The organism is Mesorhizobium sp. BE184 (assembly GCF_031457045.1).
Taxonomy (GTDB): domain Bacteria; phylum Pseudomonadota; class Alphaproteobacteria; order Rhizobiales; family Rhizobiaceae; genus Mesorhizobium.
Genome location: NZ_JAVDVU010000002.1, coordinates 776,712 through 799,515, shown reverse-complemented (window position 1 = coordinate 799,515; position 22,804 = coordinate 776,712). Strand labels below are relative to the sequence as shown.

Annotated in this window: 15 protein-coding genes; 8 read left to right on the top strand and 7 right to left on the bottom strand. The window is 64.1% G+C overall.

Features of this window, described 5'->3' with window-relative positions:
• Positions 1-7 precede the first annotated feature (7 nt).
• From J2X35_RS11965 to J2X35_RS11935, 7 genes are read left to right on the top strand one after another with little or no spacing between them, the layout of a single operon-like run.
• On the top strand, positions 8-1,102 hold the full coding sequence (locus tag J2X35_RS11965) for an ABC transporter ATP-binding protein (RefSeq protein WP_056116276.1): 1,095 nt from the start codon (positions 8-10) through the stop codon (positions 1,100-1,102).
• Positions 1,099-1,905 carry an SDR family oxidoreductase gene (locus tag J2X35_RS11960; protein ID WP_310185618.1) on the top strand — a complete coding sequence of 269 codons (807 nt, stop codon included), beginning with the start codon at positions 1,099-1,101 and terminating at the stop codon, positions 1,903-1,905. The genes J2X35_RS11965 and J2X35_RS11960 overlap by 4 nt, the downstream gene beginning before the upstream one ends.
• Before the next feature lie 49 nt (positions 1,906-1,954).
• Positions 1,955-3,229, top strand: a complete 1,275-nt coding sequence (locus J2X35_RS11955) for an ABC transporter substrate-binding protein (RefSeq protein WP_056113446.1) — start codon at positions 1,955-1,957, stop codon at positions 3,227-3,229.
• A 56-nt stretch (positions 3,230-3,285) separates the two neighbouring features.
• A complete protein-coding gene (locus tag J2X35_RS11950; protein ID WP_310185616.1) occupies positions 3,286-4,227 on the top strand; it encodes a sugar ABC transporter permease in 942 nt (313 codons plus the stop codon).
• Position 4,228: 1 nt separating this feature from the next.
• Entirely contained in the window at positions 4,229-5,065 is an 837-nt protein-coding gene (locus J2X35_RS11945; RefSeq protein WP_056113452.1) for a carbohydrate ABC transporter permease, read from the top strand.
• Positions 5,062-5,979 carry a dihydrodipicolinate synthase family protein gene (locus J2X35_RS11940; protein ID WP_200946423.1) on the top strand — a complete coding sequence of 306 codons (918 nt, stop codon included), beginning with the start codon at positions 5,062-5,064 and terminating at the stop codon, positions 5,977-5,979. Before J2X35_RS11945 ends, J2X35_RS11940 begins: the two co-directional genes overlap by 4 nt.
• A gap of 8 nt (positions 5,980-5,987) precedes the next feature.
• Positions 5,988-7,169, top strand: coding sequence for a mandelate racemase/muconate lactonizing enzyme family protein (locus tag J2X35_RS11935; RefSeq protein WP_310185612.1), 1,182 nt, complete (start codon positions 5,988-5,990; stop codon positions 7,167-7,169).
• Between the two features lie 20 nt (positions 7,170-7,189).
• Here J2X35_RS11935 and J2X35_RS11930 read toward each other — a convergent pair whose 3' ends face one another.
• The 6 genes from J2X35_RS11930 to J2X35_RS11905 form a co-directional block, all read right to left on the bottom strand.
• The gene (locus tag J2X35_RS11930; RefSeq protein WP_310185610.1) at positions 7,190-7,936 is read right to left on the bottom strand and encodes a sulfite exporter TauE/SafE family protein; all 747 of its coding nucleotides are present in this window, start codon (positions 7,934-7,936) and stop codon (positions 7,190-7,192) included.
• A 380-nt stretch (positions 7,937-8,316) separates the two neighbouring features.
• Positions 8,317-12,462: a beta-ketoacyl synthase N-terminal-like domain-containing protein gene (locus tag J2X35_RS11925; protein ID WP_310185608.1), complete on the bottom strand. Its 4,146-nt coding sequence runs from the start codon at positions 12,460-12,462 to the stop codon at positions 8,317-8,319.
• 72 nt (positions 12,463-12,534) lie between these two features.
• Positions 12,535-14,442: a beta-ketoacyl synthase N-terminal-like domain-containing protein gene (locus J2X35_RS11920; protein ID WP_310185607.1), complete on the bottom strand. Its 1,908-nt coding sequence runs from the start codon at positions 14,440-14,442 to the stop codon at positions 12,535-12,537.
• Between the two features lie 5 nt (positions 14,443-14,447).
• Positions 14,448-16,553: an AMP-binding protein gene (locus J2X35_RS11915; RefSeq protein WP_310185605.1), complete on the bottom strand. Its 2,106-nt coding sequence runs from the start codon at positions 16,551-16,553 to the stop codon at positions 14,448-14,450.
• Between the two features lie 233 nt (positions 16,554-16,786).
• Entirely contained in the window at positions 16,787-17,674 is an 888-nt protein-coding gene (gene fabD / locus J2X35_RS11910; protein ID WP_162246426.1) for an ACP S-malonyltransferase, read from the bottom strand.
• A gap of 23 nt (positions 17,675-17,697) precedes the next feature.
• The gene (locus J2X35_RS11905) at positions 17,698-18,069 is read right to left on the bottom strand and encodes a hypothetical protein (RefSeq protein ID WP_310185604.1); all 372 of its coding nucleotides are present in this window, start codon (positions 18,067-18,069) and stop codon (positions 17,698-17,700) included.
• 48 nt (positions 18,070-18,117) lie between these two features.
• Between J2X35_RS11905 and J2X35_RS11900 the strand changes: the two genes are divergently transcribed.
• Entirely contained in the window at positions 18,118-18,522 is a 405-nt protein-coding gene (locus tag J2X35_RS11900; RefSeq protein ID WP_310185602.1) for a 4'-phosphopantetheinyl transferase superfamily protein, read from the top strand.
• 73 nt (positions 18,523-18,595) lie between these two features.
• Here J2X35_RS11900 and J2X35_RS11895 read toward each other — a convergent pair whose 3' ends face one another.
• Complete coding sequence (locus J2X35_RS11895) at positions 18,596-22,639, bottom strand: amino acid adenylation domain-containing protein (RefSeq protein ID WP_310185600.1); 4,044 nt, start codon at positions 22,637-22,639, stop codon at positions 18,596-18,598.
• Between the last annotated feature and the right edge of the window lie 165 nt (positions 22,640-22,804).

The following is a 22,804-nucleotide window of genomic DNA, read 5'->3' as shown; positions in this document are numbered from 1 at the left end:
AAACATCATGGCAAAACTGGAACTCAGCGGCATCCGCAAATCCTTCGGCCCGGTCGAGGTGCTCAAGGGCATCGACCTGACTGTCGAGGATGGCGAATTCGTTGCCTTTGTCGGCCCCTCCGGCTGCGGCAAATCCACCTTGCTGCGGCTGATCTGCGGCCTCGACGAGATAACCGCCGGCCAGATGGCCATCGATGGCGAACTGGTCAACGACGTGCCGCCGGCCAAGCGCGGCATCGCCATGGTGTTCCAGTCCTACGCGCTCTATCCGCACATGTCGGTCGCCCAGAACATGGGCTACGCGCTGCGGCTCGCCGGCACGCCGAAGGACGAGATCAAGAGCCGCGTCACCGAGGCGGCCAGGGTGTTGCGGCTCGATCCCTACCTGGAACGCAAGCCGCGCCAGCTTTCCGGCGGCCAGCGCCAGCGCGTCGCCATCGGCCGCGCCATCGTGCGGGCGCCGCGCATCTTCCTGTTCGACGAACCTCTGTCGAACCTCGATGCGGCGCTGCGCGTCGACATGCGCATCGAGATCGCCCGCATGAAGGACGACCTCGGCACGACCATGATCTACGTCACGCACGACCAGATCGAGGCGATGACGCTGGCCGACCGCATCGTCGTGCTCAATGCCGGCAAGGTCGAGCAGATCGGTTCGCCGCTCGAGCTCTACAACAAGCCGGTCAATCGCTTCGTCGCCGGCTTTATCGGCAGCCCGCGGATGAACTTCCTGGCCCTGAAGGGCCGCTCCGCCGACAAGGCCGGCATCGTCGCCGGCGGCGAGGTGCGCCTGCCCGCCGGCCTGACGGAGGAACCTGCCGAAATCGGCATCCGCCCCGAGCATCTTTTGCTGACGCGGCGCGGAGCACCCGACAGCCTGGCCGGCAAGGTGACGATGACCGAGCATCTCGGCAGCGATACCTATGCCTATGTCGCGCTTGAAGGTTCGTCCGACATGCTGGTCGTCAGGCTCGCCGGCGAGAACGCCGTCGCGCGCAACGAGCCGATCGGTGTCCATGTCGATCCGAAGATGATCCATGTCTTCGCCGCGTCCGGCGCGTCGCTCGCTTCGGCGCAGCCCGCGGCGCTGGAGGCGGCATGACCCTCCACCCTGAATTGATTGCGAAGGTGAAGGTCGAGACGGCGCGGTACCCCAGCCTGGAGGGCAGGGGCGTCATCGTCACCGGCGGCGGCTCCGGCATCGGCGCTTCGCTGGTCGAGCATTTCTGCGCGCAGGGCTGCAAGGTCGGCTTTCTCGATCTGCATGCCGAAACCGCCGCCGCGACGGTCGAAGCCGTCGATGCGGCAACCGGCAACAGGCCGGTGATGGCGGTCGCCGACCTGCGCGATATCGATGCGTTGCGCGGCGGCGTCGAGATGCTGACGGCGGCGATCGGCCCGGTGCGGGTGCTGGTCAACAATGCCGGCAATGACGACCGCATGCCGCTCGAGGAGGTGACGCCTGATTATTGGGACGATCGCTTCGACGTGAATTTGCGCCATCAGTTTTTTGCTGCCCAGGCGGTGATCGGCCAGATGGCGGCGGCCGGCGGCGGCTCGATCATCAATATGGGCTCGATCTCGTGGATGCGCGGCGCCGCCGGGCTGATCTTCTACACCACCGCCAAATCGGCCGTCATGGGTATGACCAAGTCGCTGGCGCGTGAGGTCGGCGAACGCAACATCCGCGTCAATTCCATCGCGCCCGGCTGGGTGCTGACCGAACGCCAGGTCGAGCGCGCCAAGCGCGTCTACCAGGGCAAATTCGCCGAATATCTCGAGGTCCAGTGCCTCAAGGAACATCTGCTGCCGCCCGACATCGCCCGCATGGCGCTGTGGCTGGCGGCCGACGACTCGCGGCTGGTCACGGCGCAGACCTTCATCGTCGATGCCGGGGCGGTGTGAACATGTTGGTGAGTACGGTTGAATCAATCTGTAACGGGAGGAGTACGAAATGAAACTGAAGAAACTTGTCATCGCAACATTGGCCGCAAGCCTCATGGCTTCAGGCGCCGCGCGCGCCGCCGATCTGAGTTGGATGGGCTACAGCTATGCCGAGGAATCGGCCAAGCCGTCCGTCGAAAAGATCATCAAGGGCTTCGAGGCCAAGACCGGCAAGACGGTCGAGCCGATCGCCTCGTCTTTCGGCGACATGCAGAAGAACCTTCTGTTGCGCGCCCGCTCCAAGACGCTGCCGAGCATCGCGCAGATCTCGGAACGCTGGCTGCCTTCGCTCAGCAAGCTGCCCGGCCTGGTCGACTACAACACCGTCCTCGGCAAGGAATATCTCGAAAAGACCTATGCGCCGGAAGCGCTCGCCATGGGCCAGATCGACGGCAAGCAACTCGCCATCCCTCTGATGTCCGGCTCCATCGGTATGGTCGCCAACCAGGCCGTGCTGGACAAGGCCGGTATCAAGGACCTGCCGAAGACGATCGAGGAGTTCAAGACCGATCTGGAATTGATCCGCGACAAGGTCCCGAATTCGGTGCCCTATGCGATGGCGACCAAGAACAACAGCGACATTCTGGTCGACTTCCTGACCTGGGAATATGTCTTCGGCGCCCATGTCATCGACCCGCAGGGCAAGGTCGTCGTCGACAGCGACGCCAGCAAGAAGGCGCTCGCCTTCCTCGTTGACCTGATGAAGAACCGTCTGGTCGCGCCCGAAATCGGCAGGCCCGACGCACGCCGGCTGGTTGGCCAGAACGCCGCCGCCTTCTACCTCGATGCACCGCAGTCGCGCGCCTTCCTGCGCAGCTTCTCCGGCCAGGGCAAAGCTTTCGACGTCAACGTCAAGCCGATGCAGGTGCCTTCGCTCAAGGCGGGTGACACGCCGGTCTCGATCCAGTGGGCGCATCTGATCATCGCCTTCGCCCAGAGCAACCCGCCGACGAAGGAAGACGCCAACATGATGTTCGCCGAATATCTCGGCGACGACGCGGTCGAGACGCAGTTCCCGGTCGAGCAGAGCGCTCTCCCCGGCACGATCTCGGCACGCGCCAACCCTGTCGTGGCGGATGATGTCTATCTGACGGCCTGGGCGAAGAACAACACCCATCCGCTCCGCAACGAAGTGGGCATCTGGAGCAATGGCGGCGAGCTGACCGACATTCTGGCGCAGGAAGTGCAGGCGGCGTTGCTTGCACAGAAGAGCCCTGAAGAAGCGATCGCCTCCATGGGCGAACGCATGAAGGCGTCGATGACCAAGGCAGGCTACGCGCAGTAATGGCGCGGTGGGCAGCCGCGTTCAGCGGCTGCCCTTGCCTTTGAAGGATTGAAACGATGAGCGATGTGACGCTGGCCCCGAGCCGCCTGAACTATCCGGTTTCGCCGCATGCAAGGCGCGGCGGCCTGCACGCCGTGCAGCGCCGGGTCGGCATATTGATGCTGGCGCCAGCCGCCATCGCCTTCGCGATCGTGATCCTTTACCCGTTCTTCCAGGCGCTCGGCCTGTCGCTGTTCGAGGACACGCTCCAGTCGATCGAGCCGACCTTCATCGGCCTGGCGAACTTCAGGGCGATCCTCGCCGATCCTGAAACGTGGAATTCCTTCGGCATCACCGTCATCTATGTCGGCGGCGCCACCATCGGCACCCTCGTTCTCGGCCTCGGCTGGGCGCTGATCCTCAACCAGCCCTTTCGGGGCCGCAAGGCGTTGCGGGCCCTGACGATCATGCCCTGGGTGGTGCCCAGCACCGTCAGCGCCTTCATCTGGGCCTGGATCTTCAACAGCCGTTTCGGCGTCATCAACGGCATATATCTCGAACTGGGCTTGATCGACGTTCCGAAAGCCTGGCTTTCGACCCCGGAAGGCGCGCTCATCGCCGTCATTCTCACCCGCATATGGCGCTCGATCCCGCTGTTCATGGCTTTCTTCCTGGCCGGCCTGCAGAATGTCGACCAGGAGCAGATCGACGCCGCGCGCGTCGATGGCGCCGGCAACTGGGCGATCCTGCGCGACCATCTGCTGCCGCATCTGCGCCCGGTGCTGATCGTGGTGGTGGTGCTGGGCGTCATTGGCGGTCTCCAGGATTTCGACACCATCTACGCCTTGACCGGCGGCGGTCCCGTCAGCGCCACCTCGGTCCTGTCCATCTCCGTCTACCGCAAGGCATTCGAGCAGTGGGACATCGGCATGGCCTCCGCCATGGGCGTGCTCTGGGTCGCGACCCTTCTGCCGCCCGCCTATTTCTACCTGCGGCTGCTGATCAAGAAGGGCAATTGAAATGTTCGACCTGTCCAGCCGCACCGCCAAGCTGGTGTTCGGCGTCTCCATCCTGCTGATCGGTTTTTACCTCTTCTTCCCGATCTACTGGATGGTGATTTCCTCGTTCAAGGCCAATGGCGAGCTTTACCAGGTGCTGCCGACCTTCTTCCCGCGCGACGTGACGCTGGCGCATTACTGGTCGGTCTTCACCGAAAGCCAGCTCGGACTCTATCTGGTCAACAGCCTGATCGTTTCGGGCGCGAGCGCCGCCATCAACACTGTGCTTGCCGTCTATGCCGGCTACAGCTTTGCCAAATACCGCTATCCCGGCCGCCAGCCGATCATGCTGTTCATGCTGTCGGCGCAGATGTTTCCCTTTGGGCTGCTGCTCATCAGCCTCTATCCGGTGCTGACCAGTTTCGGCCTGCTCGATACGCGGCCGGGCCTGATCCTGAGCTACATCGTCTTCGCGCTGCCGGTGGCGGTCTACATGCTCTACAGCTATTTCACCCAGGTGCCGGACGAACTGATCGACGCGGCGCGAGCCGACGGCGCCAGTGATCTGCGCATCTTCCACACCATCGTTCTGCCGATATCGATCCCGCCGGTCGTCACCGTCTTCCTCTACTCCTTCATGTGGAGCTGGAACGACCTGCTCTATTCGATGACGCTGATCGTTTCCGAAGACAAGCGCACCATCGGACCGGGCCTTCTGCTGACCTATCTCAACGAGACCAATGCCGACTGGGGGGGCGCCATGGCGGCTTCGCTTGTGGTCTCCGCGCCCATCGTCATCGCCTTCATGTTCCTTCAACGCTACTTCATCCAGGGCGTCACCGCCGGAGCCGTCAAATGACCGAAACCGTGAAACTCGCCGGCTCCTTTCCGGTCCTGCCGACGCCCTTCCGCGACGATGGAAGCATTGATGAGAAAGACTTCCTCTCGATCATCGACTTCGCCGTCGAGAGCGGCTCCAACGGCGTCGTCTATCCGGGCGTCGCCTCCGAGGTCGATACGCTGACGCCGGAGGAGCGTCGCCGCCAGGTCGCGCTGCTGGCGGAACGCATCGCCGGCCGCATCCCGATCGTCATCGGCGCCAGCGATCCCGATCCGGCCAAGTCGGCCGCCCACATCGCCCAGGCGGCCGGGATCGGCGCCGCCGCCGCGATGGTCATGGCGCCGCTGGCGCTCGGCAACGACATCGCGGCGCAGGTCGCCTATTTCAAGAAGGTATCCGAAGGCGCGGGCGTGCCGGTCATGCTTCAGAACCAGCCGAAGCCGGTTGGCGCCGGCCTCACGCCGGAGGAGGTTGCAGCTGTCGTCGCGGCCGTGCCGGCGATCCGCTACATCAAGGAAGAGACGCCGCCCTGCGGCCAGCATCTGACCCGCATCAAGGCAGCCGTGAACGGCTCGGTCGATGCCATTTTCGGCGGTGCCGGCGGCCGCTACATCACTGACGAACTGGCGCGCGGCGCCGCCGGCACCATGCCGGCCAGCGAACTGGCAGACATCCACGCGGCGCTGGTCGATGCCTGGCGCGCTGGCGATGTCGCCACCGCGCGAAAGCTTTACTCGGCCTCGCTGCCGCTGCTCAATTTCCAGGCGATCTTCCGCATGCACATGACCAAGGAAGTGCTGCGCCGCCGCGGGGTCATCGCCAACACCTTCGTGCGCGGCAAGGGGCCGAAGCTGGACGAGGGCGACCGCGCCGAGCTGGCGCTGCTTCTCGCCGAGGCAGACCTGCCTTACAAGCATCATCGTCCGGTCTGAGCCGCTCCATGCCGAAAAACATCGTCGATGCCATCGTCAAGGTCGAGACCTTCATCATCTCGATCCCGCGCGCCGTGCCTTATCTCGGGCCGCTGAAAGAAGGCGAGGCGATCAACGAGCGCGGCTATCTGGTGCGCAAGGGCAACCGCACGATCTACCCCTCCACCGACATGACCTTGCTGGTCAAGATCACCGGCGAGAGCGGCAAAGCGGGCTGGGGCGAATGCTATGGCATCGTCGCACCGGAAGCGACCAAGGCTATCATCGACGACGTGCTTGGACCCGTCATCGTCGGCCGCGATCCCGGCGACGCCATGGTCATCCATGAAGACCTCTACGACCTGATGCGGGTGCGCGGCTTTTTCGGCGGCTTCTATCTCGACGCGCTGGCCGGCGTCGACATCGCGCTGTGGGATCTCGCCGGCAAGAACCTCGGCGTGCCGGTATCGACCCTGCTCGGCGGCCGCCGTCACGACACGCTGTCGGCCTATGTCTCCGGCTTGCCACGCGCCACGCTGAAGGAACGCTGCGATCTTGCCGCCGAATGGATCGGCAAGGGCTTCAAGGGCATCAAGTTCGCCGCGGTGGTATCCGACGAGGGCATCGTCGAGGAAATGGCGGCGCTACGCGAGGCGGTAGGCCCCGGCATCGACCTGATGGTCGATCTGCACTGGAAGTTCGAGGCTGCCGAAGCGGTACGGCTGATACGGCGTCTCGAACCCTACAACCTCTATTTCGCCGAAGCCCCGTGTCAGCCCGAAAACCTCGAAGGGCAGGCGCATGTCGCCCGCACCATCGGCGTGCCGTTGGCGCTGGGTGAGGAACTGCGCACCGTCTACGAATACCGTCCGCGCTTCGAGGCGCGCGCGATGAGCATCGTCCAGCCGGAGATGGGCCATACCGGCGTCGCCGAATTCGTGCAGATCGGCCGCATGGCGCAGGCCTTCCACATGCATGTCATCCCGCATGCCTCGATCAGCGTCGGCATCTTCATGGCTGCGAGCCTGCAGGCGGCCTCCACCTTGCCCAATGTGCCCTACCACGAGTACCAGCATTCGATCTTCGACCGGAACCTTGGCTACACCGATGGCGACATGGGTTGCGCGGCGGGCGCCTACACGGTGCCGACCGGGGCGGGCATCGGCGTCGAGCCGCGCGAGGAACTGTTCGAATTCGTCGTCCGACGCTGACGGCGTGTGGATATGCCGCGTCAGGGCGTGCTTGCGAGCAGGTAAAGCCCCTGCACGAAGTAGAACGCGCCGACGCCTGTCACCAGCCACCGCAATCCCTGGCGAAAGCCGTGATTGGTCAGGCGCAGCAGGATACGGTGGCCGACGATCGACCCGATGACCGAGAACGGTGCGGCGATGGCCACCGCCGCGGTCTCGCCTTTCGAAAGCAGCCACAGCGACTGCGAATAGAAGACGATCTTGGCCAGATGCGACAGCACCTGGATCGTCGCCTTGGTGGCGATGATCTGCCTTCGGTCATGTTCGGTCCGCACGAAGAAAATGTCGATGACCGGGCCGGAAACCCCGACGCCGATATTAAGGGCGCCGGAGATGAAGCCGCAAAGCATGGCGTGGCCCGGGCGCGAGGCGTCGAGCTGCGCCCATCGCATCGGCAGCCAAACCAATATCGGCATCAGGCCGATCGCGATCGAGACGACGGCAAGCGTCGGCGTATAGCTGACCAGCGCCAGCACGGCGGCGGCGAAGCCCAGGCCCGCCATGGCGAAGCCGACGATTTTCCATTCGACGAAAGCGCGGGCGAAATAGGCGCGCGAACCGTTGGCGACAAGCTGGATCACGCCCTGTATGGCGATGGCCGTGGCGACAGGCATCATCAGGAGCAGCAGCCACAGCAGCACCATGCCGCCGACCATGCCGAACACGCCTGACAGGGTGGAGGTGGCGAAGACCGCCAGGATCAGAAGCGCAGTGGTCAGGATGGGCACGGCCGGTCTTTGTTCGCGAAGCTTTTTTGCAGTTCGGCCGGATGGGAGAACCTGCCGGCTCTCTTTGCCGGGCGGTGGGTGCAATGTCCAGCGCAACGGTCATATAGGGACGGTTAACCAGGGCGCGACACCGGAGTGATGCGGAACAGCGGGCCGCAACTCCATTGCGGACACGGCACTGGCGTTCGCTTTTATTGAACATTGAGAATGCGCAAGTGAGCGTCACGTTCTGGAGGCGAGCTTTGCATCGATCGCCCTTCGTTCACGCCCGAGCAGCTGCTATCAATTCGCCGGCCGCGCGGGCTGACAGCGGCGCTTCTGGCTTCGGTTCCAGCCGGCAGATGGCGTCTTGGCGGCAATCGACGCGTTCAACAGAGAATCTATCGCCGTGTCGACCTGCGTTTTTCGATCTCGCGCGACATTCGGTCAACGGACGGAAAATCGATGAACCAGCGCGGCGAGATGCCGACCTCGAAACGCCTGTCGAGCTCCGACGCCAGCTTAACGGCGATGATCGAATCGACGCCGAGATTCGTGAATTTTGCATCGGTCGGAATCGCATCCGCCCGCAGCATCTTCTTCAGGCTCGACGTCAGATAGGTGGCGACAGCATCCAGGTCCCCGGCGCTGGGCGGGCCGGATGCGAGTTGGGCAGGATTCTGCGAACGCAGGTGTGCGGCAAGCAGCGCCACCGAAGGATACTGCAGCAGTTCCTTCGGCGACAGGCGCAGCTGCATACGCTGCTCCACAAGCACGATCAGCCTGATCGCCATGACGGAATCGAGACCGAGGCTTGGGAACGGACTTTGAGGATCGATTTCGTCAAGCTTGAGCAATTCGCGGATGATCGCAGACAACCGGACTTCCAGAACATGCTCGCCGCCGCCGGCGCCTGGGGAGACGACGGCTTGTTCCTCGGCGGCGTGGGAGATTGGATTTGAAACCGGCGTTCGGTCCGGCAGGCCTTTTGCGATGGAACCCTCCGCCAGACTCGCATGGGTGGAATTCACGGCCTCCAGTCCGGTCGGTTCAGCGTCTTTGCCGCCAGCGAGCATAAGGCCCGTTTCCAGATCGAGATGCTTGAGAATTTGCTCTTGCCAGCCTTGGGTGGCGAAGATTTCGCCGCTGCCTCGACCCATGATCGCGCGCCAGGCGTCAAGACCTTCCTCGATATCGAGAAAAGCGTAGCCGAGCGATGCGAACCATTCGTCGAAAGTTTCGGTGACGTATTTATCCCACTTCCATCGCGACCAGCTGATGGCGCGGCTGGCCCCATGCCGGACGCCGGCGGCAACGGCTCGCTCGCGCCATTGCGCGAAAGCATTCTGGAAGGCGCAGCCATAGGCGTAGTCGCTGCCACCGGCTAGTCCCAGCGCCGCCAACGACGAGAAGGCGACAAAGAAATCGAGGTCTACGTTTGCTGTTGCCAGATCGAGGTTGATCGTGCCCTCGACCTTCGAGGCGGCGACGGTGGCGAAATCGGCCCAGTCCTTGCGAAAGAGGTAGGCATCGTTATGGGCCGTGACCATGTTGACAACGCCGTTGAGCCGTCCCTGGCCGAGAAGGATCGCGTCGACCATGGCGCGCGTCTGGACGCCATCGGTGATGTCGCAGGCAACGTAGTGGATGGAGTCGGACGTCCTCGCCTGCCCTCGCAGCAAGTCGAGACGCTCGGCGATGAGACCCTGCAACTGGGAACGACCGCACAGAATAAAGGTGGCATCGATCTGGGCGACAAGCTTTTCGAGCAACCGATAGCCAAGTTCGCCCATGCCGCCGGCGATGAGATAGACCCCGCCCGGGCGGAACCATGTGTCAGGCCTGGCAGGGCCGGCCTGCAAGTCAGCCAGCCGCAATCCCTGGACTTCGCGCGCCGGATTGAAACGGAGCACGAGCGGCGTCCGCGGATCCGCGGCGGAGAGTTCGGCAGCCACCAGTTCGGCCAGATCGCCGGGTTCGGAATTGCGGCAAAAGATCGTGTGAACCTTTAACCGCTCGTTTTCGAGGAACGCCGATTTGGCGAGCGCGGGCATGGCGTCCGCGGCGGGCGAAACGCCGAAATCGAAGCCGGCCAGATAGAAGACGTCGATATCCCGGCCGAAGGAACGCTCCATCAACTCCTTGGCAAGGCCGAAAAGGATGCGTGTCTCTCCGTTCGCCGCCGCCGCTGCGTCGCTGACTTCAGGCGGCAGGACGATGACGGCGTCCGGCTCGTCGCCGGCCAGGTTCCAGACCTCCAGCGAGGGCTCGGGCCGCGCTTCCGCGGGCGCGTCCAGCAGGGAGGTAACCAGTGTCGTCCTTGCCGGCAAGGCGGCGCGCAACAGCGCTTCGAAGACTTCCAGCTGCGCGTCGCTCCGGCCGATGATCCAGACGCACTTGCCCTCTGTTCCCGGTCCGGTTCCCGCCTCTTGCGCCCGCCAGTGCCTTTCCAGATAGATCATCTGTGCAGGCTCGTCGGTTGCCAGGTCGGCGTCGTGTCTCGGCTCGAACCAGCAGGTCCTGTCCGGCCACGGTGACAAAGGCAGCGGACAGCGCCTTGCCCGGGCGATCTCGGGCCACTCGGCAACGCCGCCGCCGAGCCAGCGCACGACATTTTCTGGCCAGTCCGCCTGCCCGGGACGGTCGAAGCCGGACATCGCCACGGTGTCCGGCAGCGCGCCGCCGGCGGCGATGGCCTGCAACCCGTGTTGCAACTCCGCCAGCGACGAAGCAAGGACCGCCGCCCGTACCGCGCCGCACTCATTGCGGCTTCGCAGCGTGAAGGCGACATCGGCGAGCAGTTCATTGCCGCCGCGCCCTTCAAGCAGGCCGACCGCATCGGCGAGTTCGTCCGCGTGGATTTTCATCAGCTCGGCGTTCGACGCCGCGACCGGCACGAACAGCCGCTCCGCAGCTGCCGGCTCGCGGTGTGCCGCGGTGTGTTCCACCACGACCACGCAGGCATTGGCGCCACCGAAGCCGAAGGAATTCACCACGGCTGCCAGCGACTTGCCGCTTGCCGGAGCCTGCCATGGCGCTGTTTCGGACTGAATGGAGAAGCCGTCTTCCAGTTGCAGATGAGGATTGAGGCTGCGGAAGTTGGAAAGGCCGGGCAGCGTGCGGTTCGCCATCGCCATGACGACGTTGGTCACACCGGCGACCCCGGCAGCGGGTTCCAGATGACCGATATTCGTCTTCACGGAGCCGATGGCACAGGCCGTCGAAGGCAAGCCGCCCTCGGCCCGCAGCTTGCGAAATGCGGTCTTCACGCCTTCCAGCTCGATGGGATCGCCGAGTTCCGTGCCGGTGCCGTGCATTTCCACATAGGAAATGTCGTTCGGCGTCATCCTGGCGTCCTTCAGGGCGCGCATGACCAGGTCGGCGTGGGCGCGGCTGTTCGGCGCCGTCAGCGAGGCCGCCTTGCCGCCGTGATTGACGGCGGTGCCCTTGATGACGCCGTAGATGTGGTCGCGGTCTTCCATGGCATTGCGGAGCGGCTTGAGCAGCAATGCGCCAACGCCTTCACCGCGCACATATCCATCGGCGGCGGCATCGAAGGTGCGGCACTGGCCGGTGGGCGAGAGCACGCCGAGCTGGCGGCCCATGATGAACAGATCCGGCGTCAGGAGCAGGTTCACGCCGCCGGCGATCGCGACATCGCACTCGCCCTGGCGGATGGCCCTGACGGCATTGTGGATCGCCACGAGGCTGCTCGAACAGGCGGTATCGATCGCCTCGCTCGGGCCATGCGCGTCGAGCAGGAACGAGACGCGGTTTGCCAGCATCGCATGGGCGTTGCCGGTGCAGGCTTGCGCGCTGAGCACCCCGCCCTGATCCAGCAGCTTCTGGTAATCCTGGAACTGGACTCCGGCGAAGACGCCGAGCGGCTTGCCGGCGAATTGGGCCGGATCGTATCCCGCGTCCCAGATCGCTTCCCACGCTGCCTTCAGGAAAAGCCGGTGCTGCGGGTCCATCTGCTCGGCCTCATAGACCGAAATGCCGAAGAACTCTGGCGCGAACTGATCTTCACCGTCGATGAAGCCACCCCATCTGACGTCCGTGCGGCCATTCTCGCGCAACGGATCGCCGAACAGGGCCTGCCAGTCCCAACGCCGTTTCGGCACTTCCCGGATGCAATTCCGACGCGCCGCCTGGTTGGCCCAGAACTGCTCTTTCGAGGCAGCGCCCGGCAAACGGCAGGATAGACCGACAATGGCGATCTCATGGCTGGTGTCGGTGCCGTCGTGCTTCGCCACGGTGACGGGCAAGCCGGCAACGGGTTCCTGCTGGCTAGCCGGCGCTTCCTGCTCTGCCAGATAGTCCGCCAGTGAACGCAGGGTCGGATAGGTGAACAGGAGAACCGTATCGACCGGTGTGGCGAAGTGCTGTGCAAGCCGGCCCGCCAGAAGCTTCAGTGAAGCCGAGTCGAAACCGAGATACCCCAGCGCCTCGTCCGGATCGAGGGCGGCCGTGTCCGTTTCCAGTATGGAAGCGGCAATCGTCAGAATGTCGGCAAGCCGGTAGGGATGTCTGGTCGCACGCGTCACGTCATAATCCATCGTCATGCCTCGAACGTCGCTTGTTCGCCGCTGCGCTGCCCGGAGGAAGCGCCGCCGCGCTCACATTCCATCCGCCTGCAGCCCCACCGGCGCGGTCTTGCGGTCGCTGAACCAGAAACGCGTCGGTGCGAAGGGGTAGCCGGGAGCCGCGACCCGGCGCCTCTGCCCCGGCGCATAAAGGTTGGCGAAATCGACCTTCGCACCTTCCACCCACTGCCGCGCAAAACGCAGGGAGAGCGCTTCCATTTCGTCTTCCGGCGTGTCCTGCCTGATCACGCCGTCCACCGCTATGACAGCGGGGTGCGCCTGGCCGGCGGCGAAGCGCGCCAAAGCGACCTGGAGGCTTGACCAGTCCCTGGCGATGAAGGCGACGCGGCTGGGCAGGAACGCCCGTCCCGTCTGAAATGTATAGAGAAGGTCTTCCAGCGCCACGGCTTCGTCCGTGCCGGAGCCTTGCCCGGCGTTGCCGGTGGCGATCTCCTGCACGAACGACGACAACTGTCCGGCATAGCGCCGCAGCCGCTCCGGATCTTTGGCCGAGAGCGGCAGGATCGGCAACACAGGCGCGGCATCGGCGCCGACATCGTCACGGACCCCTGGCTGCGGATATTCCTCGACCACGACATGGCCATAAGCGCCGCCGAAGCCGAAAGCACTGACGCCGGCCCGATAAGGCAGCGGCTTGCCGTCCGCGTCATGCAAACGTTCCCAGCTTCCGGTCTCCCGGGCGAAGTGAAACGGCGTTCCCTGCGTCCTGCACATCGGATTGACCATTCGCAGATGTGGATTGCCGGGAATGCGTCCGTGCCGCATCGCCAGCAGCACCTTGACGACGCCGGCGAGGCCGGATGCCGCCTCGATATGTCCGATATTGGCTTTCACCGAGCCGATCGCGCAACGCTGCGGCGCGGCGTCGTTCTCCTGGCTACCGGCGAGCTTGGTATAGGCCCCGCGGATGGCGTTGAACTCGATCGGGTCGCCGATGGACGTGCCCGTTCCATGCGCCTCGATATAGCCGAGCGTGCGTGGATCGACGCCGGCTCGACGCCACGCGGTCAGGATAAGTTGTTCCTGGCCGATGGTGTTGGGCGCGGTCAGCCAGTTGGCGCGGCCGCCATGGCTGATCGCCGAGCCGGTGAGCAGGCCATAGATATGATCGCCGTCGGATTCCGCCTGCGCGCGTCTTTTCAGCAGCAGCGTAACGGCGCCTTCGCCGCGCGCATAGCCGTTACCGGCGGCATCGAAGCTGCGGGTTCGGCAGTCGGGGCTGAGTGCTCCCTCCTTGTCCAGGGACCGTGACAAGGTGGGGCTGAGAATGAGGTTCACGGCTCCGACGAGCGCAACCGCGCAGTCGCCGTTGCGGATCGATTGGGCGGCCACATGCAGCGCAGCCAGCGAGCCCGAGCAAGCCGAATCGATGGCCAGGCTCGGTCCAGTCAGGCCCAGCGCAAAGGAGATGCGGTTGGGAATGACGGATGTCGCGACGCCGGTTGCGAAAGTGGCACCGGGCTCGATATCGTCGCGGTACAGGAGCTCCTCGTAGTCGGATTTTCCGGTGGCGAAGAAGACGCCCGTCTCCAGCCGCTTTACGTCGGCTGCGCGATAGCCGGCGTCCTCGATGCAGTGCCATGCGGATTCCAGCGCCAGGCGCTGCAAGGGATCCATCATCGCCGCCTCGTCAGCGGAAATGCCGAAAAACGCTGCGTCGAAGGCGTCGATAGCGTCGAGAAATCCGGCTTCGGCAACGCCGGCCTCATCTCCTGCACGGCCTGCAGGCCTTGGGCTGACACAGTCGCGGCAAGCCGCAAGGTTGTCCCAGTATTGCGCCAGTGTGCCGGACATCGGAAGCCGTGCGTTCATGCCGATGATGGCGATCGGATCGCGCCAATGCTCCTCGGCCGGACCGAGGGCCCTGCCATGCGCCGGCGAGCCTTGCCGGACGTTCGCGAAAGGCACGATCTCGGCCACAGCGCCTACTCCTGCCTCTCAAGCGTCTGCTCGCCAAGCGCGGCCTTCAGGGCGCGAAGCAGGTCGTCGCTCGAACGGCTCTGGGCAGCCGGCTTCGACGGCATGGCCGCCCGCTCCGGCGCCAGATGGCGGGCAAGCAGTTCAGGCGTGGAATATTGCCAGAAGACCGCCGGTTCGAGTGAAAGACCGAGCGTCTCGTTCAGGCAGACCGCCAGTTGCGCCGCCAGGACAGAATCGATGCCGATCGTGCCGAAGCTGTCCGTCGCCTGCACCGGCGCGGCCGTAGCGGCCAGCTTGCGGGCCGCCGCGAAGATGCGGTCCTGCAAATCCTGTGCCTGCAAGCCGGTCGAGGCCGGTGCCTGCGCAGCCGTCCCAGCATCCTGTCCGCGCGGCTTGAGCGCCGCCAATTCATCCGACAGATACAGAGCTTTCGTCAGCCGCCGCTGCACCTTGCCGCTGGTGGTCTTCGGCAGCGAAGCCGGCGCAATGAAAATGACAGCCGCGAGGCTTATGTCATGCTCCTGCCAAACGGCATTGCGGACGACCTTCTCCAACTCCGAGAAATCGGTCGTGTTGCGCGCCGTGCGCTCGACCTCATGGACGACGACGATCGACTCGCCCTCGTCGTCCTCTACCGAAAAGGCGGCCCCGTTTACGGTGCGGAAGGCCGGATGACTGTCCTTGACGGTCAGCTCGATATCCTGCGGGTAGATGTTGCGGCCGCGTGAAATGATCAGGTCTTTCAAGCGCCCGGCGATGTAAAGCTCACGGTTCCAGAGAAAACCAAGATCGCCAGTGCGCAGGAAATGCGGCTGCCCTGCATCTGCCGGGCTTCGTCCGAAGGTTTGCCGGCTTGCATCCGGTGATTGCCAGTAACCGCGTGCGATGCTGGCGCCGCGCACCCACACCTCGCCGATCATGCCGTCGGCACAGCGCGTTTGCGACTCCGGGTCTATGATGGCGACCTCCATGTCGTGCGCCGGCCGCCCGGAGCTGACCAGTTCGACTGCGTCGCCATCGGTGTCTTCGGCCGGGACGAACGCGCCGCGCGCCAGCGCGGCCTTGTCGACGCGCATGATGACGGGTTTTTCGCCGACGCGCGACGTGGTGCTGAGCAATGTGGCCTCCGCCAGGCCGTAGGCGGGGAAGAAGGCATCCTCGGCGAAGCCGTAGGGGGCGAAACGCTCCTTGAAGCCGGTCAGCGTCGAAGCATGGATAGGCTCGGCCGCATTGAGGGCATTGCGCCAGCTGCTGAGATCGACGCCTTCAAGCTGCTCGGGCCGTATCGACTTGACGCAAAGCCGGTAGCCGAAATCGGACGACATCGATGAGGTCGCGCGATAGCGGCTGATGGCCTGCAGCCACAGCGCCGGGTTTCCGCTGAATGCCGCCGGGCTCATCATGTAGCAGGTGGCGCCGACATACAGCGTCTGGACGACGATGCCGATCAGGCCAAGGTCGTGGAACAAAGGCAGCCAGCTGACGATGACGGTTTTGTCGTCGTGGCCCATATGCCGCGCCGTCAGGCCGGCATTGTGGATCAGATTGGCGTGGCTGACCATGACGCCCTTCGGCGTGCTGGTCGAGCCGGACGTGTATTGCAGGAATGCGATTTCGGTCTTGACCGGCGCCGACTCGTCCCAGTCGGCAGACGCACATTCGCTTTCCAGGTCTTCGACGCACAGGAGTTCCAGCGAGCTGACGGTCGGATAGGGTTCAGACCATGCGACGATGTTGTCGCGGATGGAGCGGCAGGTGAGGACAAACCGGGGCTGGCAATCCGCCACGATGGCCTCGAACGTCGACCAGCTGCGTTTGTTGGGTTTCGGCGTATGAGCGGGCACGGCAATCGCGCCGCCGTAAAGTGTACCGAAGAAGCCAAGGACGAATTCGGCCCCTTGCGGAAACAGCAGCAGGATGCGCTCGCCAGCGGTGCCGCGTTTTTGCAGGGCTGCGCCGATGCGCCGGCAGGCCTCATCCAGTTGCCTGTAGCTTATCTGCCTCTGTTCTTCCTTGCCGTCCTTGAGATTTGCGTAGGCAACCTTGCCGTCGAGTTGCTGCGCCCGGTCCCGCGCAATATGGACCAGGGTTTCAGAAAACGCTTGTGTCATACGTCATCCTCTCGCGCCGCTTCTTCGAAGACGGCTCCTCCCGATCTTCGAAGTGACGAGGTCCACCGGAGCATCCTGTTTTGTCGATGCCGGCTACCGTGGAACATTCATTCGTTTAGAGTTACACTAATATAATAGTATCCGCAACGCGAAACGGCTGGGAGACTCGGAGGTTTCTGCGTCTCTTGCGGATACTTGCAAGGTTGCTCAGGAACGGTGCCCCGGCCCTCCAATCAGGCGGCGATGCCGTTGTCGTCGAGTGCGGGAATCTTGGCGACCATGCGGGCCAAAACCGAGCCGGGACCGACTTCGATGAATTCGTTGGCCCCAGCGGCCTTGAGGTAGCCTATCGTCGGCGCCCATAGCACCATGGACTTGAGCTGCCGTACCAGCAGCGAACGGATGATCGTTCCCGGATCGCCATCGTTTGGGTAAGGCCGGGCCGTCACGTTTGAGATGACAGTCTTTCGGAGCGGATGGAAGACGATTGTCTCCAGGGACGCGTCGAAGGATGCCGCCGCCGGCTCCATGGCGCGAGAATGGAAGGCGGCGCCCACCGGCAGTTTCACGAATGCCAGCGCACCGGCGGCCACTAGCGGCATTTCAGCCTTCTCGATGCTCCCGGCCGGACCCGAGATCACCGTTTGATCCGGGGTGTTGAGATTGGCGATGTCGAGGTCGTCGAGACCGGCTCCGGCCAGCGCCCCGGCTATGGCGTGCGGCGCCATACCGATGATGGCCGCCATCGCGCCGTGGCTCAGCGCCGCCATGATCTGCCCGCGCCGAACCACCATGCGCAACCCGTCGAGCAGATCGAAAGCGCCCGCCGCCTGCAGCGCGTTGTATTCTCCAAGACTATGGCCGGCCAGCCAGTCCGGCGCTTTGCCGTTCGCCGCCTGATATTCATGATACAGCGCATTGACGATATAAAGGCATGGCTGCGTGACATCGGTTCGGCTGAGCGTCGCCTCATCGCCATCAAGGCACATCTGCCGGATGGAGAAGCCGGCAATCCGGTCGATCCGGCTTTCGAGCGGGCCGTACATGCGGCTCTGGCCGAACAGATCCTTGCCCATTCCCGGAAACTGTGATCCCTGACCGGGAAACATGAAGACTCGCATTGGATGCCTCTGTTGTTGGATCGTCATAGGGTTTTGCTCCAGAACGGCGCCGTTTGGTGCTGGCCGAACCCCTTGCCCTTGATGCGTGTCTGGCTGGTCCGCCAATGAATGGAGGCGACCCCCGGCCGGGCCAGATCGATCTCTGGTATGTGCCGCTGGCCGACTTCGGGGACGATGATCAGGCTGCGTGCTTCCGGCTTCTGAGCCCGCCGGAACGCGAACGGCACGATGCTTTCAGATCCGAGTCCGCCCGGCTTCAGCATCTCGCCGCACGGGGCCTCGTCCGCACCACCTTGTCGCGCTACCGCGATGTTGCGCCCGACCAGTGGCGGTTTGAAACGAACCGCTACGGGCGTCCGTCCATCGACGGCAGCCTTCAAATCAGCGGTCTTCATTTCAACTTGTCGCATACCCATGGCATGGCGGTGTGCGCGATTGCTTCCGTGGAAGAGATCGGGGTCGATGTCGAATCGCGGGATCGCGATGCCGGCCTCGACGAACTGGCAGCGACGGTGCTTTCGCGGCAGGAACGCGAGCGGTTCGACACCATGCAAGGTCAGGCGCGGGGGGATTTCTTTTTCACGCTGTGGACGTTGAAGGAAGCCTATGTGAAGGCGCGGGGCATGGGGCTTGCCCTGCCCATGAACGGCATCCTGGTTGATCTTGAAAGCTCTGCTCCAGCGGTGCATTTCTCCGATGAAATCGCTGACGATCCGGCGCGCTGGACATTCCGCAGCCTGCCATTGGAAGCCGGCTACATCGTTGGCGTCGCGGCAGCCCTCCCGGCGGACAAGCTCAAGATCAGACCGGCGCGCACACGCGCCATCAACCTGCCGACGACGCCCTGAGCGGGGACCGCCGGCGTTCGGGTTGAATGGCGTTCTGTGGCCCATGGTACGATCCGGCTGAAATGCGCGCTGCTCAACCGAGCCGCTGCGCGCGATCTCCGTGGCCCCCTGAATGCGCCTTGGGCTTGGCGTTCGCGTGCCTTGGTTCCGAGGCCTCGGTCCTGGCCATTACGGCTGTTATCTTTTTCGCGATGGCATCGATCATCGGCGCTCTCACGATGGTGTAGTGGTCGGCGTCCATGGCGATGATCTCGATACCTGGCATCAGCGTGCGCCATGTCTGCCGCATGCAGGCGGCGTCCGGCCTTCGGTCCGCTGCAAACAGAAGCACCCCGGCATCGACGCTGCGTGGCGCGTGCGCGTCGAGTGCTTCGGAGCCCGCCTGAAAGACATCGTACACGGACTTGATCGCCGCGCCGGTCATCGCAATGCCAGCCTGTTCCATCCGGCGCTCCAGCCAGGCGAAACGCGCCTCGTCGGACAGGTTTCCAAGCTCATGGTCCGCACCGTCCAGCTGCAGGTTGGCGACGGCGGCCAGATCGTTGGCGAACCGTTGGAAGCGGACCGGTGGCAAAGGCTCCGCCGCCGGAGATGGCGCCTTCGGCACGGCGCTGTCGATCATCGCCACCAGCCCCAGGGTTTCCCCTTCCATGGCGAGGTGGCGCGCCATCTCCTGCACCACCAACCCGCCAAGCGACCAGCCGAGGAGGTGATAGGGTCCATCGGACTGCACCGAGCGTATCTCATCGACGTAACGGGCGGCCATCTCCTCGATGGAAGCGAGCGGGGTCTCCCGGTCCGAGGCAAGGCCCGGCGCACGAATGCCATAGATCGGCCTGCCGGGCTCGAGCGCTTGCGCCAGCGGCGCATAGCACATGACGTTGCCGCCAATGGGATGAACGCAAAACAGCGGCGCGCCGTCATCGCCTGCGCGTATACGCACAATGAGGGAAGCATCGGGCACGCCCGCCTCGCCGCGCACTACCTCCGCCATTTCCGCCAGCGTCGGATGGCTGATCAGCATGGCGAAGGGCATGGTCCGGCCGAAGCGCTCTTCCAGCTTCGCCATCAATCGCATGCCGGCGAAGGAGGAGCCGCCGAGCGCGAAGAAGTTGTCGTTGCGGCCGATCTCGCTTGTAGCGAGGACTTCCCGCCACAGGGCCGCTATGGCTTCTTCAAGGCTGTCGCGAGGCGGTTCGTAAGCACGCTCCGTCCTTTCGCGCGAGCCGAAGTCGGGCTTGGGCAGGGCAGAACGCACGACCTTGCCATTGTCACTGAGCGGTAGCCGGTCCAGTTCGACAAAGAAACTCGGAACCATATAGGCCGGCAAACTCGCGCGGAGCCGCTCGCGAAGCGCAGCGATATCAATATTCCGGCGATCCGCTTTCGGCACGATATGGGCCACGAGATGCCGCGTGCCTGCGCTGTCGGCAGCAGCCGAGACCACGGAGGCCCGCAGCTCCGGGCCGGCAAGCAAGGCAGCTTCTACCTCCGAGCATTCGACCCGATAGCCCTGGATCTTGACCTGAAAATCCTTGCGTCCAAGGAACTCGATTTCGCCGTCGCCGAGATAGCGCCCCAGGTCGCCGGTGCGGTAGAGCCGTTCACCCGTGACTGGATGGATAATGAAGCTGGCCGCCGTCTTGGCCTCGTCGCCCAGATAGCCGAGCGCGACGCCGATGCCGCCGATGTAAAGATCGCCCGGAACCCAGGGCGGACAGACCATGAGATTGGCGTCGAGAACGTGGATCGACTGATGATCCATTGCATGGCCATAAGGGATCGAGCGCCATTCGGGATCGACCGCGTCGATCGGGTAGAGCACGGACCATATCGAGGCCTCTGTCGCGCCGCCAAGGCTGTATATTTGCGCCCCGGGCGCTGCCGGACGGATACGATCCGGCAAATTCAGGGGGATCCAGTCGCCGCTGAGCATCACCAGCCGCAGCGACGGCATTGCGGCGCCTTGCGTGCCTTCGACCGCGAGCTGCATGAGGGCGGGAACCGAGTTCCAGATGGTCACGCCATGCCGGCGCCCCAGCTCGCGCCAGTGCGACGCTTCCTTGGTGCGCCCGGGGTCGGGCATGACGATGGTGGCGCCCGCCGCCAGCGTACCGAAAATGTCATAGACCGACAGGTCGAAGCTCAGCGAAGACAGGGCGAGCACCTTGTCTGCCGGTCCGACCGTATAACGGTCATTGAGATCCGCGATGGTGTTCGCCGCGCCGCGATGATCGATCATGACGCCCTTGGGAATTCCGGTCGAGCCCGAGGTGAAGATCACATAAGCGAGATCGCCGACGTCTCCGGACGGCCCCGGGACATGGTCTGTACTGCTTGCCGCAAGGGCATCGACCGCGATGCGGACGACCTGAGGCTGGGCCAGACACCCGTCGAGGGCCTGCTGCGTCAGCACGACGCGGGCTCCGCTGCTGGAGACGAGCAGCTTGCGGCGTTCTTCCGGAAGCTCGGGATCGACCGGTACATAGGCGGCGCCGGCGTAGAGGATGCCGAGCACGGAGGCGACCTGCTCCCAACCCTTTGTCAGCGAAACCGCGACCAGATCGCCGCGTTTGACGCCCTTGCTGGCGAGTTCGGCAGCAAGGGCCAGGGCGTGCTGGCGCAACTCGCCATAGGTCATGGCCCGCTCGCCTGCGATCACGGCAATCCTGTCCGGATGATCGACGGCCTGCCGGTCGAAGCTTTTCTCCAGCCGCTGCAGGATGCAAGCCGGCGTCGCGGCCGGAACGGGGGCGCGACGATTGTCCGTTCCCGGCTCCTTCTGGTGCCAGAGCTGTTCGTCGTTGGCCAGCCGGGAAATCAGGTCGTGATGCGCGTCGCAAAGCTCCTGCACGAAGCCGGCGGGAAATATCTGCTCGACATAATCCCAGTTGAAGACGACGGAGCCATCGTCGCAAAGATGCATCTGGTGATCGAGATAGACCTGCGGCACCTCCAGGCGGGCCGAGGCGTGATCGATGCGGGCGCGGGGCCGTTCCTTTCCATCGCCGTCGGCTGCCGGTGTGACGGCCGTGAAGGTTACCGGCACGCTGACGCCCGGTCCGGTGCCGGCGCGCTGCTGCATGGCGCGCGAAACGTCCATGCCACTAACTTCCAGGCGTTCGCTGTCACGCCAGAACTGCCGCTGCAATGTCTTGATACGGTCGAGGAAGGTGCAATCGCGCGACGCGTCCACTTCCAGGAGGATGGTGGTGCCGAAGTTGCCGAACACGTTGGCCGATCTCGGCAGGTGCTGGAAGCGGCCGGAATGCAGGATGGTTATGGCAAAATGCTGGCTGCCGGCATAGCGCGACAGAACCTCGGTATAGACCGCGCAGGCCAGCATGCTGGGCGTGACCCGCATTCTGGCGCAGATGTCGACAATGCTTTTCCAGTCGGCGGCGTTCACCGTGCGGCTGAGATGACGAAAGCGCGGCGGCTGGCCCTCCCCCATCGCACGGCTCAAGGGAAGCGCCGGCGGGCCTGGAAAATCAGCGATGCGCGGCTGCCAATAGTCCCACGCCTTTTGCCATCGCGCTCCCCGGCGCGTTTCGCCCTGCGCCTCCACATAGTCGGCAAAGGACATGTCCGGCGTCGGCAGGACGGCTTGCGGGTTCGCGCTGAGCGCCAGCAGTTCCTGAAGCAGTATATGGAAGCTCCAGCCATCCATCATCCACAGCGCGAAGCGCATGTGCAGCAGCAAACCCGCATCGGTGCGCGTGGCGCGTATATCGAATTGCGGCCACGTTCCGGACAGCAACTCCCTTGCCTGCATGTCGGTCCGCAGTGCATCGATCCGCAGGCCGCGTTCGCTTTGCGGGAGCTTTCGCAGGTCCTGTATGTCGATGGTGTAGATGCCGACGTCCTGCAGCACCTGCTGCTCACCGGAGGGTGTGATGACAGCGCGCAGCATGGCATGCCGTTCGATGACGCGCCGCAAGGCGGGCGTCAATCCATCGGCCAGATCGGCCGGAATGTCGGCTTCGACGTAGTAGCTCGCCGGTATGCTGAGCTCCAGCGCGGCCGTCTGCCCGACCCAGTAAGCCTGTTGGATGCTTTCAAGCAGAAACGGCTTTTCACCTGTGTCGACGGGTCGAACCTCGGCACGCTTGTTCATGTTTTTGCTCCTCCTCAGCAAATGGGACACCGCTCCGCATCAGCGCCTTGATCAGTTCTAATATATTAGTGTAATAGGAAGGACAAGTGCGACAAGGCCGCGAGCGGCAGTCGGCTGCTGCGTGTCGCGGAGCAATTCCGCGTCGTCAGGTTCCAGGAGGATTGA